Origin of the sequence: Nocardiopsis endophytica, assembly GCF_027706725.1 — a bacterium.
GTDB lineage: Bacteria > Actinomycetota > Actinomycetes > Streptosporangiales > Streptosporangiaceae > Nocardiopsis_A > Nocardiopsis_A endophytica.
Genome location: NZ_JAQFWQ010000008.1, coordinates 12,143 through 27,229 on the forward strand (window position 1 = coordinate 12,143; position 15,087 = coordinate 27,229).

The following is a 15,087-nucleotide window of genomic DNA, read 5'->3' on the forward strand; positions in this document are numbered from 1 at the left end:
GGCGGCCCGCCCGTCGGCGGCGGCCGAAGGCCGCCCCGCCGAGGACGGCCACGGCCGCCGAAAGTTCCACCACTCCAGCAGACACCATCCGTATCGAGGAGCTGTCTCTGACTGGCAGCGCCAGCAAGGAGGCCGTCCGCAGGATGCTGACCGGCAAGGTGGTTCCGCAGGTGTGGGGCAACGCCGAGGCCGTGTTCATCGTGCTCTCGGAGATGACCGGGGTCGACCCCGACCGCTTGGTCAAAGTGGGCGGCCAGGGGCCCTTCAGCCAGGACCCATACGTCCCCGGTCCTGCTCGCGAGATCTTTCATTCCCGCGAGGTAGAACCGGACATCCGCCCCGTTGGAAAGGCCCCCTGCCGATGGCCGACGACGACGCCCTGCTCCCCCTGCCCCTCGACGCGGCCCTGCCCGAGGCGGTGGCGGTCGACGACGACGCGCTCACCCCCGAGGCGGCCGAGGCGGTCCAGCGCGGCCTGGCCGAGGCCACGCACCGCGCCTACGACGAGGACTGGAAGAAGTTCACCGCCTGGTGCGCCGCCCAGGGCCGCACCCCGATGCCGGCCACCGGCGCGACCCTGGCCAGCTTCGTCACCGACCTGACCCGCACCACGGACCTGTCCCCGGCCAGCATCGAGCGCGTGCTCGGCTCGATCCAGGGCCGCCGCCAGGCCGCCGACCTCGCGACCAACGCCAAGGCCGCCCGGATGGTCATCAAGGGCCACCGCCGCGAATGGGCCCAGGCCGGGGGCCGCAGGAAGCGGGCGCACGCCATCACCACCGCCGACCTGCGCGCCATGCTGGCCACCCGCCCCGAGAACACCCTCGCGCACCTGCGCGACCGCGCCCTGGTCCTGCTCGGCTACACGATGCTCGCCCGCCGCTCCGAACTGTCCGTGCTCGACGTCGCCGACCTGTCCTTCACCGAGGACGGCCTGGAGGTCTTCATCGCCACCTCCAAGACCGACACCGCCTCGGCCGGGGCGCTGGTGCAGGTCACCTACGGCACCCACCGCCTCACCTGCGCGGTGCGCACCGCCCGCGCCTACACCGACGCCCTGGCCGCCGCCGGGGTCACCTCCGGGCCGCTGCTGCGCGGCGTCGACCGGCACGGCCGCCCCGCAGGCACCCCCGACACCCTGATCCGCGGCACCGGGCGGATGAGCGGCGACGGCATCAACCGCGCGGTCAAGGCCATGGCCGCCGACGCGGGCCTGGAGGGGGTCAGCGCGCACAGCCTGCGCTCGGGCCCGGCCACCGCGACCGCGCGGCGGGGGGTGGACCGCTCCGAGATCGCCGCCCAGGGCCGCTGGGCCGAGTCCTCCACCGCGATCAACGCCTACATCCGGCCCGCCCGCGGGTGGGAGCACAACATGCTCCGCAAACTCGACCTGTGACGGACGGCCGCACCGCGTTGCTCCTGGTCACGAAACGATAGTGCGCGTGTATAAACTTTCCAGACGGACACTACGACCTGCCTGTCAGGCGTCCTGGTCCGGAAAACACCGACGGGCCCGCGCTGTCGCCGCCAAGCACTCGCGCAGGCCCGCCGTTACCGGCCTCAGCCGGGTCCGCCCTCGGGCGGTCCTAGCTGGGGCCGCTGTCGTTCAGCAGCCAGTCGAGGATGCGGCCGGTGACCGCTCGGGCCGCCCCGGCGAGGATCGGTCCGATCCACCACCAGCGGTGCGGCCGCTCCTGCTGTCCTCGCTTTTCGCCGAACATGCCCGGCCCTCCTTCGTGAGCGGCCCGGTGGCCGGGTGCCGCCGGTCTCGACCGCTCGCGAGTCGGCCGAGCGCGCCGAAGGGGTTCGGGTGTCTCCGACGTTAGCGGTTGGGATGCCGCGCCGGGTCCGCGCCCAAGACTCGCCGAAATATGGACAAATTACCCGCCGCGCAACATTGGTCTCTAAGACGTGTCAGTACTGCTGGAGGCGTGCCTTGCCTTGCTTCTTTCGAGGCGTCTGGCTCTAGTGCAGGACTCTGACGAGCGCTTCCTCGTCCTGTCCACATCGGTTTTGTGGATAACTTGCGATGATCCATGAAGATACAGCGGGGGTTGTTTCTGCTGGTCAGGATCATCCTCCCAGGTCACGAGAGGGAAAGAACTGGCGAGTGTTCCCGTCACATGGCGCTAATGTCGGGGGCACTGGTCCTTCTCGGGGCGGGGCCCGACCGCCTCGCGCGAGTGGTCGAGGTCGGCGACACCGGTCGTCAGGCCGCTCGGGAAGGGACGGTGAACGCCAATGTTCGAACACAAGCGTGGGGAGGGGAGCACGCACCGCTGGTGGTGGATCGGCCCGATCCTGGCTGGCGGGACCCGGGCTCTCGTCGCCTGCTTCATCGAATGGTGGCTGAACAGCGGAGGCCCCAGCTGATCCGCCTGATGTAGGCGATAGCTGAGGCCCCGATGTTCGGGCCCGCGCGACTGCTGCCAGGCGACAGCGCGGGCCCTCTTCTATACATGCTGCTCTTGCCCGAAGTCGGGAAACCCGACTTCGATGCGCTGTGCGAAGACTATCCAACTGCGCTAGCCGACATGTCGGCGAAGGCGCGACAACTTCTTGTTTTTGCTGGTCACGGCTTCGCGAAGTCTTTCTCAGCCGCTCACGTGCCGGGGCAGCGTCGGCCCCACCTCGGCCAGGGCCTCCAGGCGAGCGCGGATGACCGAGGCCGGGGTGGGTGGTGTCGACGTCGAGCTGGAGGCCGCGCAGGAGCCGCGCGTCGTCATCGGGAAGCAGCCCGTCGCGGGCGCCCGGCGGGATCGCCGCCGACATGGAGATGGGCACGCCGTCCTCGCGGCCGCGCGCCAGGACCTGGAAGCGCGCTCGGCGAGGTGTGTTACATGGCTTGTCGGGGCTCGACCGCTTAACGGATCCGGCTGCGCGGGCGGGCCAGGGCGGGCAGAATCGGGGCATGCTGCGCATGCTCTCCTTCTGGACGGCGCTCACCATCACCGTGGTCACGGGCCTGCTGTGGGCTGCCCACGGCTTCCTCTCCGGCGTTAGCGGGCTGGGCGGCCTTATGGGGATCACCGCCAGGGTATGCGTGGTGGCCACGCTGGTGCTCGTCTTCGTCTCGCGCCGCAGCGGCCTCCGGGGCAGCGCCCCGGAAGAGCCTCCCCCGGTCGGCAACGGCACCATCAACCGCATAGAGGGCGGAGAACAAGGCATGGCCGTCCAGGCCGGGAGCATCGAGGGCGGTGTGCGGGTCCGGCGCTATGGCGGTGACCATGTCGACTTCTCCGGCGCCACCTTCCACGCCCCGGTCACCGGCAAGTGCGCCACCGGTCCCGATCCGCGCAGCGGCGGGAAGCAGTGAGCGGCCGCGACGGCCGACAGGACCGCGGAACCGCCCCGGATGAAGACGACACGCAGGCTCAGCGCTATGGCGGTGACCATGTCGACTTCTCCAGCGCCACCTTCCACGCCCCCGTCATCGGGACGCAGGTCGTCCAGATGCCGCCGCCGCTGCCCACCGCGCTGCACGCCCTACCCGCCCCGCCGCCGGTGCTCAGCGGGCGCGGCCAAGAGCTGGACGAGCTGTTGGGCTCGCTCGACCCCCGCCGCACCGCCACCCACCAAGACGGCGGTGGGGTGGTGGTCTCGGCGGTGGCGGGCATGGGCGGGGTGGGAAAGACCGCCCTGGCCGCCGCCGCGGGCGCCCTCGCCCAGCGCGAGGGGTGGTTCTGCGCCGAGCTGTTCGTGGACCTGCAGGGCTACACCCCCGCAGCCCAGCCCTTGCCCCCGGAGGCCGCGCTGGACAAGCTGCTGCGCGATATGGGCACCGACCCAGTCGACATCCCCGCCGGCGTGCAGGAACGCGCCGGGCTCTACCGCTCGGCCCTGGCCGCCCTGTCGCAGGCTGACGAGCGAGGGCGCCCGGTGCTGGTGGTGGCCGACAACGCCCGCGACGCGGCCGAGGTGCGCCCGCTGCTGCCCGGTCCCGGCGGGCACCGGCTGCTGGCCACCGGCCGCGGCGGGCTGCACGCCCTGTCCGGCGCGGTCCACCTGGACCTGGACGTCCTGCCCCCAGGCGCGGCCGCCGACCTGCTGGCCCGCGCCCTGGGGTGCGCCCCCTGCACCGAAGGGATCGCCGAGCTGGCACGGTCCTGCGGTTTCCTGCCGCTGGCCCTGGAGATCGCTGCGGCCCGCATCGCCGCCTCGGCCGGCCTGACGCCGGGCCGCCTCGCCCTGCGCCTGGCCGGTGCCGCGGCCCGGCTGGAGCGGCTCTCGGACCGCGAGCGCAGCCTGCGCGCGGTCTTCGACGCCTCCTTCGACCAGCTGGACGAGCGCCAGGCGCGGATGTTCCTGCTACTCGGGTCGGCCCCGGGCCCCGACACCTCCACGGAGGCGGCCGCGGTGCTGGCTGACCTGGAGCACGAGGAGGCCGAGGAGGTGCTGGAAGGGCTGGAGGCCGCCCGCCTGGTGGCCTCCAGCCGCGGCGGGGGGCGGTGGGCGATGCACGACCTGCTGGCTGACTACACCCGTGCCCGCCCCCGCACCCTCGTCGGCTGGCCCCGGGCCTGGGCCAGGGCCCAGAAGCGGCTGCTGGGCCACTACACGGCCCTGGCCCGCGATGCCAGCGACCGGGTGGAGGCCCTGCCCAGCCGACCCGCCAGCACCGGCAGCCGCTTCGCCGACCCCGCCGAGGCCTGGGCGTGGCTGGACGCCGAACGCGCCACCCTGGTGGCCGCCGCTCTGGCCGCCCCCGCCCTGAAGCACCCCCGCGCGGCCGTCGCCCTGCCGCTGCGCCTGGCCCATTACCTGGACCGACGGCGCCGCTTCGAGGATCTGGAGGCGGTCTCACGCTCGGCCCAGACGGCGGCTCGTACCGTCGGCGACCAGTCAGGCGAAGCCTGCGCGTTCAACAATCTCAGCCTGGCGCTGCAGGGGAAGCGGCGGTTTGACGAGGCCATCAAGGCCCTCACCCGCGCACGCGAGATCGCGCAGCGGGTCGGGGACGCCCACGGAGAAGCCCGCGCGTTCAACAACCTCGGCACGGCGCTGTACGAGCTCGGGCGGTCGGGGGAAGCGATCGACGCCCTCACCCGCGCACGTGAGCTTTACCAACGAGTCGAGGACGCCCACGGCGAGGCTCAGGCGATCAACAACCTCGGCCTAGCGTCGCGCGAGGCGGGCCGGTCAGAGGAGGCCATCAAAGCCCACAACCGCGACCTGGAGTACCGCCGACGGAGCGGAGACATCCACGGCGAAGCCACGGTGTGGAACAACCTCGGGCCAGCGCTGCAACAGGCGGGCCGGTTCGAAAAGGCGGCCGAGGCGGCGAAGCGGGCCGACACCCTGTACATGCGAGTCCGCGACGAGAACCGCCGCCGGATCGCCAGGGACTGGCTCTCCGCGGCTGGCTTGGAAGAGGCGGCGAAGCAGGCCGACGCCCAGTACATGCGAGTCCGCGACGAGAACCGCCGCTGAACACCGCCGAGGCCCACGGCCGCCCGCCGGAACCCCCGACACCCTGATCCGTGGCACGGGGCGGATGAGCGGCGACGGCATCAACCGCGCCGCCCCGGGCCAGCGCGCTCAGCGGCGGGATGGTGGTCTTGTCGGCCCCGTTGGGGGCGAGCAAGACCACCACTCGATGGCCTCCGGCCGGAGCAGGCGGCGGGGAGGCACTACAAGGGCTGACCCCGTCCGGGGCCGGGCGGCGCCGCGCTCGTCGGCGGCCCACACTACCACCCTCACCCGAATCCGCCAGCGGCCGCCAGGGCGACTTCGCCGCATGTGGACAACCTCTTCCACAGCTTCTTCAAGGCCTTCGCGGTCTGTTTAAGTCTTCGGCGCCCCCGCCGGACCACCACGACACCGACACCCCCGTGTTGAGCGCAGTGAACATGGCAGTGGTCGGCGCAGCGGAGATGTCAGTGACCAGACGTTTCGGGGGGTTGCTGTCCATCGTTTTGGCCGTCAGGCCGCCGCCACGAGGCGGGCAAGGCCACTACCTCTGGTTCCCCCTTCTCGATGGCGTCCACCAGCCCAGTGGGGCACGCGCCCTCGGCCCTGCCAAAGTCCACCGTCCCACCGGCGAAGCGGGCCCTGCCGAAGTTCACCCTCCCGCCGGTGAAGGTGGCCGCACCGAAGTGCACCATCCCGCCGGTGAAGGCGGCCACGTCGAAGTTCACCATCCCGTCTCTGAAGCGGGCCCCGATGAAGCTCACTATCCCGCCGGTGAAGTTGGCGCCGATGAAGCTCACGGTCCCGCCGGTGAAGTTGGCGTCGCGGAAGTTCACCATTCCGCCGGTGAAGCGGGCCATGGTGAAGTCCACCCTCCCGTCGGTGAAGTTGGCGCCGGTCAGGTCGCCGCCGTCGAAGACGGTGCCGGTGAAGTCGTAGTCTTTGCCGCGCCAGCGGGTGGGTTTGCGCAGGCGGTCGCCGATGATGCGGATGACGGTGTGCCGTACTTCGCGGAAGGAGGCGAACTCCAGCTCGCGGTCGCGGTGGTCGGCGGCCTGCTCGTCGGTGGCGTTCTCGGGCAGTGGGCCGGGTGCGGGGGTGTAGGGCATGCGCAGGTAGGCGCACAGCACGTCGATGACCATCTGCAGCAGGTCCTCTCGGCCCGGCGGGGCGTCGTCGGCCAGGTGGGCCAGGGCGTGGACGGCGCCCAGCCGCACGGCGGCCTGCTCATTGCCCAGTTCGGTGTAGGCGGTGGTGAAGCGTTCGTTGAACAGCTTGGTGACCTCGCGCTGCTCGCCGTTCTCGATGGTGCGCTGGCGCCGGTAGGCGATCACCAGCAGGGCCACACCGCCCAGTCCGGCCACGATGGCGAAGGCGCGGGTGGCGATCGCGTCCAGGTCTGTTGGGGTGAGTTGGCGGACCTCTTTCAGGCCGGGGGAGCCCAGGATGAGCCAGACGACGAGCACGACCCCTGCGACAACGGCGATGGCGGCCGTCCAGGCGGTCAGGATCAGCCACCCCAGCCACACCGCCCCCCAGCGGGCTTGGGAGCGGACCAGAACGGCCGCGGCCACGAGCACGGCGGCGAAGAACAGCCCCCACAGGGTGCGCCCCAGCGGCAGGGCCTCGGGCGCCAGGCCGGCGAGGAAGGGGATCAGGGGCCAGGCGGTGGCGGTGAGCGCGGGCAGCGCCACGGCGGCGAGGGCGATGCCGGTCCACTGGCGGGGGGTGGGTGAGCGCATGGCCGCCACGGTAGGCCGCTCGCCGCCGGTGCGGGCAGGGGTTGCCTCATCCCGGCCGAGAGTCACGTACCGTCACCGCGCGCCGGCCGGTGCACGGAAGGCGCGCCCCGGCGCCCCACGCACGTTCGTGGCGACGTTCCCGCAGGCCAAAAGGTAGACCAATCCGGGCGTTGGCAGTGGTCTACACGCCGCGCCCGGTTCTTTCCCGTTTCAACCGTTTCTGACCGCCGGTAAGCGGGCGCTAGTGCCCCCCAGCGAAGGCCGCCCACCCCCGAACGTCGTCACAGCCGGTGACCCCGGAGGGGAACGGGATGGGCCGAGCCCGAGAGGCGCCGTGTGGCCGCCGCGTGGCTGCGCCAGCTCACCGACGAAGCTCACATCGCGCCATGTCCGGCTAACCGCAGCCGGGGGCTAGGGCAACCAGCGCACCGTTTGGCGCTGGATCGGCCCGGACTCTCCCGAGCACGACGGCGGCGCCCGGCAGGGCTGCCGCCTCACCGAGACCGACCGGGCGGCCTTCGACCACCACCAAGGCGACGTGATCGGACCTATAAGCCAACTGGGGCACGTAGCCGCCTCCTCCTTAAGGGATGAAGCAGGTGTTCCCAAGTACGCGACCTTCTCTCGACTGGGGCGCACAGTGGGTGCAGAAGCGGCCCTGTCGGGTCTGAGCGCGCCCGCCTCCCCCAATCTGCATTGGTGATGAGGGCTCCTTCGGGTGCCCCACTCCCAAGGGCGGGGGAGCAGCGAGCCTCCGGAGAACCCACCGTGCACAGGAAGGAGTAGTCGGCTTCCCCGCCTCCCCTGCTGGCCCCGCACCAGTGAGGAGAGCCGATGCCGAGCACACCGGGCGCCAGAGCCGTCTTCGTCCTGCTCCTCGCCGTCGTCGTGTTCATGCTGATCGCGGCCGCCCCCGCCCTGGCCGGGACCGGTGACACCGACCCCGGGGTGAGCGACCTGAACGAGGTCATCACCAACATCCGGAACTGGCTGGTCGGGCTGCTCGTCGCGCTGGCGACGCTGTTCCTGACCATCGGCGGGCTGCGCTACCTGCTGGCCGGCGGCGACCCCGGTGAGGTGTCCAAGGCCAAGGACACCCTGAAGTTCGCCGCCCTGGGCTACGGGGTCGCGATCCTGGCCCCGCTCCTGGTGGAAATCTTGCGCGGCTTCCTGGGGCTGTCATGACCGGGCGGCGGTCGGTCCTCGCGATCCTAGTCCTTGCGGTCGCTGTCGCGTTCTCGGTCATGTCGGGCGAGGGGGCCGCTCCTGGGGCCGCCGCGGTTCTGGCGGCTGAAGTGCCCGAGCCCTCCCCCGGCGCGCCGCCCGAGCCGCCGCCGGAGCAGGAGGAGCCGGATCCGAGCCCTGAGCCGTCTCCCGAGCCGGGGCCCGAACCCTCACCGCCTGAGGAGGACCCTGACGCCCCTGCCGAAGAACCCTGCGGCCCCTTCGACTACGGGTGCATGGCCGAGGAGGCCTTCTACGGCTGGGTCCTCTCGCTGGTCACCAGCCTCATCGGGATGAAGCTGGTGGACGCGGCCGTCGGCATGCTCTCCACCCCCATCCCAGCCGGCGGGATCGAGGAGGGCTGGCAGGTCTCGCTGGCAGTCACCAACACGGCCTACGTGCTGGTGGTGACCATCGCCGGGGTCCTGGTCATGACCAACCCGACCGTCCAGGCCTCCACTTCCCTCAAGGAAGTGCTGCCGCGACTGGTCCTGGGCTTCGTCGGCGCGAACGCCTCGTGGTTCCTGTGCCGAATGATGGCCGAGTTCACCAACGCCGTGGTGGCCGCCCTCCTCGGGGACGCGGCGACCCCGGAAGGAGTGGCCAACGCCTTCGCCCGCCTGGCGACCGATCCAGCCTCCGAGCTGCTCGTGGTGGTCCTGCTCTTCCTGGTCGCCGGCCTCCTGCAGCTGTTCTTCCTGCTGGCGGCGCTGATCCGCGTCATGCTGTGGATGCTGCTGTGCGCGGTGGCGCCGATCGCGCTGGCCTTCCACGCGCTACCGCAGACCGAGGCCATGGCCCGACTGTGGTGGCGGGCCGTGGCGGCGGTGCTGGTCATCCCCGTCGCCCAGGCCTTGGTCCTGCGCATCGCAGTGGCGGTGTTCCTGTCCCGGGAGCAGATGCTCGGCGCGGTCGACTTCAGGGAGGCCGCGGGGTCCGTGGTCGACGTCTTCCTGTTGATCTCGTGCCTGTACGTGTTGGTGCGCGTCCCGTTCTGGGCGTTCAAGCGGGTGTTCAACTACCAGGCCAGCCCGGTGGTGCGGGTGGCGAAGTTCGCGGTGAGCATGCTGGTCTTGCGCAGCATCGGAAAGGCGGTCGCCGCGGGCAGGGCCGCGAAGACGGCGAAGACCGCGGCTCCACAGGCGGCTCGGCACTCCGCCGCGGCCGCATCCCAGCAGAAACCGGCCACCGGCAAGCCGCGCTGGCACCAGCCCGAGCTCCCCCTCGACCTGCCCAAGCCGAAACCCACGCAGTCGCCGCTGCCCGGGATCGATCACGACATCGGCGCAGACCAGCAGCGCCGAAGCGGCAAACGCAGCCGCTGGTACCAGTCCCCTCTCCCCGATGACGGCCAGCAGACCGCGCGCAGAAGGTGGCGTCAGGATCCGGTCCCCGGGATGCCTCGAGCGCGGTGGCGCCAAGGCCCGATACCGGGCATGGCCCGCCCACGGCGCTCCAAGCAGGAGCCGCTGTTCGAGACCACTGCCGAGATGCGGCGTCCGCCCCGTCGGCCACCGCCTGCAGGGCCGTCCGGCTCGTCGTCGCAGACGTCATCGCAGGCGCCTCCCCCGCCACGCGAGCCGCCCAAGCCCTACAGTCGCGACCCCCGCAAGCGCCCCGTCCGGTCCAGGCCGCGTCGGGGGCGCCCTCGAAGGCCGAGGAGGGAGGAGGAGTAGATGCGTGTGCGCATGCCCGCCGACATCGAACGCGAGGACCGCATCCTGGCCGGGCTCACCGCCCGCCAGCTCGTGATCATCGGGGTCCCTGCCCTGGCGACGTGGGCGCTGCTGGCGCCGTTGCTGGACACGGCTCCGCTTCCCGTGCTGGTCGGCGTCGCCGTCCCGGTGTTGGGCGCTTCGACGGCCGCGGCGCTGGTCAAGCGGGACGGGTTGAGCCTGGACCAGCTCGCCTTGGCCGCCTGGCGGTTCCGGCGCTCTGCGCGCAGGCGCTCCACTCGTCACGGCGCTGAACAGGTCATGCCGAGCTGGGTCGCCGCCCAGGGCCCGCCCCTGCCTGCTCCTCTGGACCTGCCGGTCTCGGCCGTCGGTGAGGACGGGGTGATCGATCTGGCCGAGCACGGTTGCGCCGTTCTCCTTTCGTGCTCGACCGTCAACTTCCACCTGCGCACCGAGCAGGAGCAGGCCGCCCTCGTGGCCGGGTTCGGCGCCTTCTTGAACTCGCTGGCCTGCCCGGTGCAGTTCCTCGTCAGGGCCGAGGCGGTGCGGCTGGACCCGCTGGTCGCCGCGCTCGATGCGGCAGTGCCCTCGCTCCCGCATCCGGCGCTCCAGCGCGCCGCGCGCGACCACGCCGACTTCATCGACTCCCTGGCCGAGGGGCGGGACCTGCTCTACCGGCAAGTCCTGCTCGTCATCCGCGAGCCCGCCGGGAAGGGACGGCACGGCGCGGCGACGGTGAGGCGCCGGGCCGAGGACGCGGTCCGCGCCCTGGCGGCCGCCGGCAGCTCGGCGGCGATCCTCGACGGCGCCCAGGCGGCTGCCGTCCTGGCCGCGGCCGCCAACCCGACCGACCCGAATGCCGCACCGCCGGAGGGCCAGGCATCCCCGGAGGCTGTCATCACCGGGCCCGGCTGGAAGGAGGACTGATGCGCAGGAGGCGAGAGGCCCGCGGGGATGGGGGCGGAGTTCCGGAGGCCGATGTCGACATCGAGCCGCGCCGCATCCATCTCGGGGACGGGGTGGCGGCGTCGTTCGTCGTCACCGGGTACCCGCCCGAGGTGGGCTATGCCTGGTTGGAGCCTCTGCTGACCTACCCGGGCCGACTGGAGGTCTCGCTCCATGTAGAGCCCGTGCCACCCGCGGTCGCCTCCGTCCGCCTCAAGCGCCAGATGGCCAGGTTCGAGTCCTCAGCGCGGGCCGATGCCGAACAGGGTCGCCTGGAGGACTTCGAGACCGAAGCCGCGGCCGAGGACGCCCGACAGATGGCGGCCGCCCTGGCGCGCGGGGAGGGCAAGCTGTTCCGCGTCGGCGTCTACATCACCGTCCACGCCGCCACCGAGCAGCAGCTCGACGACGAGGTCGGGCACGTCCAGTCGCTGCTGGCCTCCCTCCTGCTCGATGCGCGTCCCACGACGTTCCGCCAGCTCCAGGGGTGGATCTCGGCACTGCCTCTCGGGGTGGACCTGCTCGATCAGCGCCGGAGCATGGACACCGCAGCCCTGTCGGCCTCCTTCCCCTTCGCCAGTCCGGACCTGGCCGTGGAGGCCTCGCCGACCGCGGTCCTGTACGGGCTGAACGCCGCCTCCTCCGGGGTGGTCGTCTGGGACCGGTGGGCCCTGGACTCCTACAACTCCGTGGTCCTGGCCCGCTCGGGGGCCGGGAAGAGCTACTTCTGCAAGCTGGACCTGTTGCGCAACCTGTATGCCGGGGTGAGCGCGGCCGTAGTGGACCCGGAGGACGAGTACTCCCGGCTGGCCGAGGCCGTGGGCGGCACGGTCATCCGGCTCGGCGCCCCCGGGGTCCACCTCAACCCCCTCGATCTGGCGCTGGACGAGACGGCCAAGCGCGACGCGCTGACCCGCCGGGCTCTGTTCTTGCACACGCTGCTCGCGGTGATGCTGGGCCGCCCCTTGGAGCCGCGCCGCCGCGCCGCATTGGACCGGGCGCTGGTGGCCGCCTACGCCAAGGCCGGGATCACCACCGACCGGCGCACCTGGAACCGGCCCGCCCCGCTGCTCAGCGACCTCTCCGAGGTGCTGCGCTCCGAGGGCGAGGACGGCCGGCAGGTCGCCGATGAGCTCGAGCCGTTCGTGACGGGCTCGCACCGGGAGCTGTTCGCCGCGCCGACCACCAGCCGCCCGGCCGGGCACCTGGTGTCCTGGTCGCTGCGCGAGCTGCCCGATGAGCTCAAGGCTGTCGGAACCCTGCTGGCGCTGGATTCGATCTGGCGCACCGTCGCCGAGGCCCGCGCTGACCATCCGCGCATGGTGCTGGTCGATGAAGGCTGGCAGCTCTTGCAGGCCGACGAAGGCGCCCGCTTCCTGTTCCGCTTGGCCAAGGCCGCACGCAAGAGGTGGGTCGGGCTGACGGTGGCCACGCAGGACGCCGGGGATGTGCTCGGTAGCGAGCTGGGGCGGGCCGTGGTGGCCAACGCCGCCACCCAGATCCTCATGCGCCAGGCGCCGCAGGCCATCGACCAGGTGGCCTCCGCCTTCGGCCTGTCCGAGGGCGAGCAGCAGCACCTGCTCACCGCCTCCCCCGGCCAGGCGCTGCTGTGCAGCGGGGACCGCCGAGTCGCCTTCCAGGTGGTGGCGAGCGAGGCCGAGCACCGATTGGTGACCACCGACCCCACCGAGCTGCTGGACACCGCGCACGGCGACGGCCCCCTTGCCGTGGATCTCGCTGCAGAGGAGGACGACCTGCTGTGATGGACATCTTCGTCGACTTGGGCCGCCTGCCGACGCTGCTCGCCGAGATCCTGCTCGGCGTCCTTGCTGCGGTCGGCTGGTGGCTGCTGGTGCTCGTCCCCGCCGTCATGGTCGCAGTGCATGCGGGGCGCATCGTGGTGGCCGTCGTGCGGATAGCGGCCTGGCAGCGCAACGCCCGGCTCGTGGAGATCCTGCCGCCCCCGACCACGGACCTGTCGGGGGCCGAGGCGCTGTGGACCCGGATGCTCGGGCTGCTGCGGCCCGCGTGGAAGCGCCTGCTGTTCGGCCAGCCCCACGTGGTCTGGGAGTACCTCACCGACTCCGACGGCTTACGCATCCGGCTGTGGGTGCCCGGGCCGATCCCACCCGGACTCGTCGAGCGCGCCGTCGAGGCGGCATGGCCGGGCGCGTCGGCCACCGCACGCCCGATCCCCGTCCCCGATCCCAAGCGCGCCTGTCACGGCGGCCTGCTGCGCCTCGCCCGCCCGGACCACTTCCCCTTGGCCACGCGGCACGAGGACGACCCGCTGCGCGCGGTGATCGGCGCGGCCGGCTCACCGGCCCCCGGTGAACAGGTGCTCGTGCAGGTCGCGGTACGCCCGGTCACCGGAGGCCGCCTGCGCCAGGCCAACACCGCCGCCTCCCGGCTCCGCCAGGCCCACGGCACCTCCGGGCTGCTCGACGCCATCACCCCGGGCAAGTCCTCCCGCGCCTCGCTGATGGCGCTGCGCCCCGAGGTCTCCGGCGAGGTCCACGCCATCCTCACCAAGGCGACCGCCCCACGGCTGGAAACACTGGTGCGCTACCTGGTCACCAGCCCCGGAACCACACCCGAGGAGACCGAGCGGCGGCGCGGCCGAGCGCACGCGGTCGCCGGGGCCTTCGCCGTGTTCACCCACTACAACCACTACGTGCGCGTGCGACTGCCCATCGTCGCCGGGCGCATGGCCGCCGCGCGCTGGTTCCACCGCGGTGACCTGCTCTCGGCCCGCGAGCTGGCCGCCGTGGCCCACCTCCCGGTCGACGACATGGTGCCCGGCCTGGAGCGCGCCCCTGCCCGGCCTGCATCCCCTCCGCCGGGCATCGCCGGAAACGCCCCCGACAGCCGCCTGCTCGGACGCGCCGAAGGGGCGCGCCCCCGGCCGATCGGCCTTCGCGTGGCGGACGCACGCCACCACATGCACGTCATCGGCGGCACCGGGACCGGCAAGACCACCACCCTGCTGAACATGATCCTCGACGACATCGGCAAGGGCCGCGGGTGCGTATTCATCGAGCCCAAGGGCGAGTCCGACCTCCTGCTCTCCCGGCTCCCCGAAGAGGCGATCGAGCGCGTGGTGCTGATCGACCCCGACGACAACGCCCCTCCCCCGCCCCTGTCCGTACTCTCCGGGCGGCGCGGGGAACGCGAGCGCTCGGCCGACATGGTCACCGGGATCTTCCGACGGATCTTCGCCGACTCCTGGGGGCCGCGCACCGAGGACATCCTGCGTTCGGCCTGCCTGACCCTGGCCGGGACCCCACACGCCGGCCTGGCCAACATCCCGCGCCTGCTGGAGAACGCGAGCTTCCGGCGCCGCGCCACCGCCCGCATCTCCGGCCCCGTCCTCAAAGGGTTCTGGTCCTGGTACGAAGACCTGTCCGAACAGGCCCGCGCGCACGCCACAGCCCCGCTGGCCAACAAGCTGCGCAGCGTGCTGCTGCGCGGATTCGCCCGCGACCTGCTGGCCAGCGGCAAAAACAGCCTCGACCTGCGCGGCCTGCTCGATGACGGTGCGGTGGTCATCGCCCGGCTGCCCAAGGGCGTTCTCGGAGCCGACACCTCCAGCCTCCTGGGCTCACTGCTGCTCGCCCAGACCTGGAACGCCGTCCTGGCACGCGCTCGCCAGGGCGAAGCTGAGCGCCGCGACATCGGCATCTACCTGGACGAGTGCCAGAACTTCCTGACCTTGCCCTACGGCATCGACGAGATGCTCGCCGAAGCGCGCGCCTACCGCGCCGGGCTCGTCCTGGCCCACCAGGACCTCTCCCAACTCCCCCGCGACCTTCGCGAAGCGGTCTCGGCCAACGCCCGCTCCAAGCTGTTCTTCGACGTCAGCCCCGAGGACGCCCACGTCCTGGCGCGCCACGTTCGCCCCAACCTCTCCGAGCACGACCTGTCGCATCTGGACGCCTTCCAGGCCGCCGCCCGCCTGGTCTCCCACGGGGCGCTGTCCCCGAGCTTCACCCTGCGGACCCGAGCGCTCCCGCCCCCGGTCAAGGGGCGGGCCACGCAGGTGCGCAAGGCCGCCCGCCGCCACAGCCCCGCCCCGTGAAGGAGGTACCGCC

The 15,087-nt window shown here is 72.1% G+C and carries 11 protein-coding genes; 9 read left to right on the plus strand and 2 right to left on the minus strand.

All coding sequences use genetic code 11. The features are described from left to right. Window positions 1-361 precede the first annotated feature (361 nt). Window positions 362-1,396 (plus strand): tyrosine-type recombinase/integrase, encoded by a 1,035-nt coding sequence (locus O4J56_RS04515; protein ID WP_270683796.1) that lies wholly within the window; start codon window positions 362-364, stop codon window positions 1,394-1,396. 190 nt (window positions 1,397-1,586) lie between these two features. On the opposite strand, the gene O4J56_RS04520 is transcribed toward O4J56_RS04515, so the two are convergent. After that, window positions 1,587-1,721: a hypothetical protein gene (locus O4J56_RS04520; RefSeq protein ID WP_270683797.1), complete on the minus strand. Its 135-nt coding sequence runs from the start codon at window positions 1,719-1,721 to the stop codon at window positions 1,587-1,589. Between the two features lie 520 nt (window positions 1,722-2,241). Here O4J56_RS04520 and O4J56_RS04525 point away from each other — a divergent pair. The 3 genes from O4J56_RS04525 to O4J56_RS04535 all read left to right on the plus strand — a co-directional run bounded on the left by O4J56_RS04525 (window position 2,242) and on the right by O4J56_RS04535 (window position 5,430). Beyond that, window positions 2,242-2,373, plus strand: coding sequence for a hypothetical protein (locus tag O4J56_RS04525; RefSeq protein WP_270683798.1), 132 nt, complete (start codon window positions 2,242-2,244; stop codon window positions 2,371-2,373). 538 nt (window positions 2,374-2,911) lie between these two features. Further along, window positions 2,912-3,316 (plus strand): hypothetical protein, encoded by a 405-nt coding sequence (locus tag O4J56_RS04530; RefSeq protein ID WP_270683799.1) that lies wholly within the window; start codon window positions 2,912-2,914, stop codon window positions 3,314-3,316. Continuing rightward, window positions 3,313-5,430, plus strand: a complete 2,118-nt coding sequence (locus O4J56_RS04535) for a tetratricopeptide repeat protein (protein ID WP_270683800.1) — start codon at window positions 3,313-3,315, stop codon at window positions 5,428-5,430. The genes O4J56_RS04530 and O4J56_RS04535 overlap by 4 nt, the downstream gene beginning before the upstream one ends. 446 nt (window positions 5,431-5,876) lie before the next feature. On the opposite strand, the gene O4J56_RS04540 is transcribed toward O4J56_RS04535, so the two are convergent. Then, window positions 5,877-7,151: a pentapeptide repeat-containing protein gene (locus tag O4J56_RS04540; protein WP_270683801.1), complete on the minus strand. Its 1,275-nt coding sequence runs from the start codon at window positions 7,149-7,151 to the stop codon at window positions 5,877-5,879. Window positions 7,152-7,985: 834 nt separating this feature from the next. Between O4J56_RS04540 and O4J56_RS04545 the strand changes: the two genes are divergently transcribed. The 5 genes from O4J56_RS04545 (at window position 7,986) to O4J56_RS04565 (ending at window position 15,074) form a co-directional block, all read left to right on the plus strand. Next, window positions 7,986-8,336 (plus strand): pilin, encoded by a 351-nt coding sequence (locus O4J56_RS04545; RefSeq protein ID WP_270683802.1) that lies wholly within the window; start codon window positions 7,986-7,988, stop codon window positions 8,334-8,336. Window positions 8,337-8,611: 275 nt separating this feature from the next. Next, a complete protein-coding gene (locus tag O4J56_RS04550) occupies window positions 8,612-10,051 on the plus strand; it encodes a hypothetical protein (RefSeq protein WP_270683803.1) in 1,440 nt (479 codons plus the stop codon). Beyond that, window positions 10,052-10,978: a PrgI family protein gene (locus O4J56_RS04555; protein ID WP_270679815.1), complete on the plus strand. Its 927-nt coding sequence runs from the start codon at window positions 10,052-10,054 to the stop codon at window positions 10,976-10,978. Beyond that, a complete protein-coding gene (locus tag O4J56_RS04560; protein ID WP_270679814.1) occupies window positions 10,978-12,759 on the plus strand; it encodes a VirB4 family type IV secretion system protein in 1,782 nt (593 codons plus the stop codon). Before O4J56_RS04555 ends, O4J56_RS04560 begins: the two co-directional genes overlap by 1 nt. Further along, the gene (locus O4J56_RS04565; RefSeq protein ID WP_270683804.1) at window positions 12,759-15,074 is read left to right on the plus strand and encodes a type IV secretory system conjugative DNA transfer family protein; all 2,316 of its coding nucleotides are present in this window, start codon (window positions 12,759-12,761) and stop codon (window positions 15,072-15,074) included. Before O4J56_RS04560 ends, O4J56_RS04565 begins: the two co-directional genes overlap by 1 nt. Window positions 15,075-15,087 lie beyond the last annotated feature (13 nt).

What these genes read in the sequence shown, in the direction of transcription:
- O4J56_RS04515 (WP_270683796.1), top strand. Translation starts at nt 362, where the DNA reads ATGGCCGACGACGACGCCCTGCTCCCCCTGCCCCTCGACGCGGCCCTG.
- O4J56_RS04520 (WP_270683797.1), bottom strand. Translation starts at nt 1,721, where the DNA reads ATGTTCGGCGAAAAGCGAGGACAGCAGGAGCGGCCGCACCGCTGGTGG.
- O4J56_RS04525 (WP_270683798.1), top strand. Translation starts at nt 2,242, where the DNA reads ATGTTCGAACACAAGCGTGGGGAGGGGAGCACGCACCGCTGGTGGTGG.
- O4J56_RS04530 (WP_270683799.1), top strand. Translation starts at nt 2,912, where the DNA reads ATGCTGCGCATGCTCTCCTTCTGGACGGCGCTCACCATCACCGTGGTC.
- O4J56_RS04540 (WP_270683801.1), bottom strand. Translation starts at nt 7,151, where the DNA reads ATGCGCTCACCCACCCCCCGCCAGTGGACCGGCATCGCCCTCGCCGCC.
- O4J56_RS04545 (WP_270683802.1), top strand. Translation starts at nt 7,986, where the DNA reads ATGCCGAGCACACCGGGCGCCAGAGCCGTCTTCGTCCTGCTCCTCGCC.
- O4J56_RS04550 (WP_270683803.1), top strand. Translation starts at nt 8,612, where the DNA reads ATGGCCGAGGAGGCCTTCTACGGCTGGGTCCTCTCGCTGGTCACCAGC.
- O4J56_RS04555 (WP_270679815.1), top strand. Translation starts at nt 10,052, where the DNA reads ATGCGTGTGCGCATGCCCGCCGACATCGAACGCGAGGACCGCATCCTG.
- O4J56_RS04560 (WP_270679814.1), top strand. Translation starts at nt 10,978, where the DNA reads ATGCGCAGGAGGCGAGAGGCCCGCGGGGATGGGGGCGGAGTTCCGGAG.
- O4J56_RS04565 (WP_270683804.1), top strand. Translation starts at nt 12,759, where the DNA reads ATGGACATCTTCGTCGACTTGGGCCGCCTGCCGACGCTGCTCGCCGAG.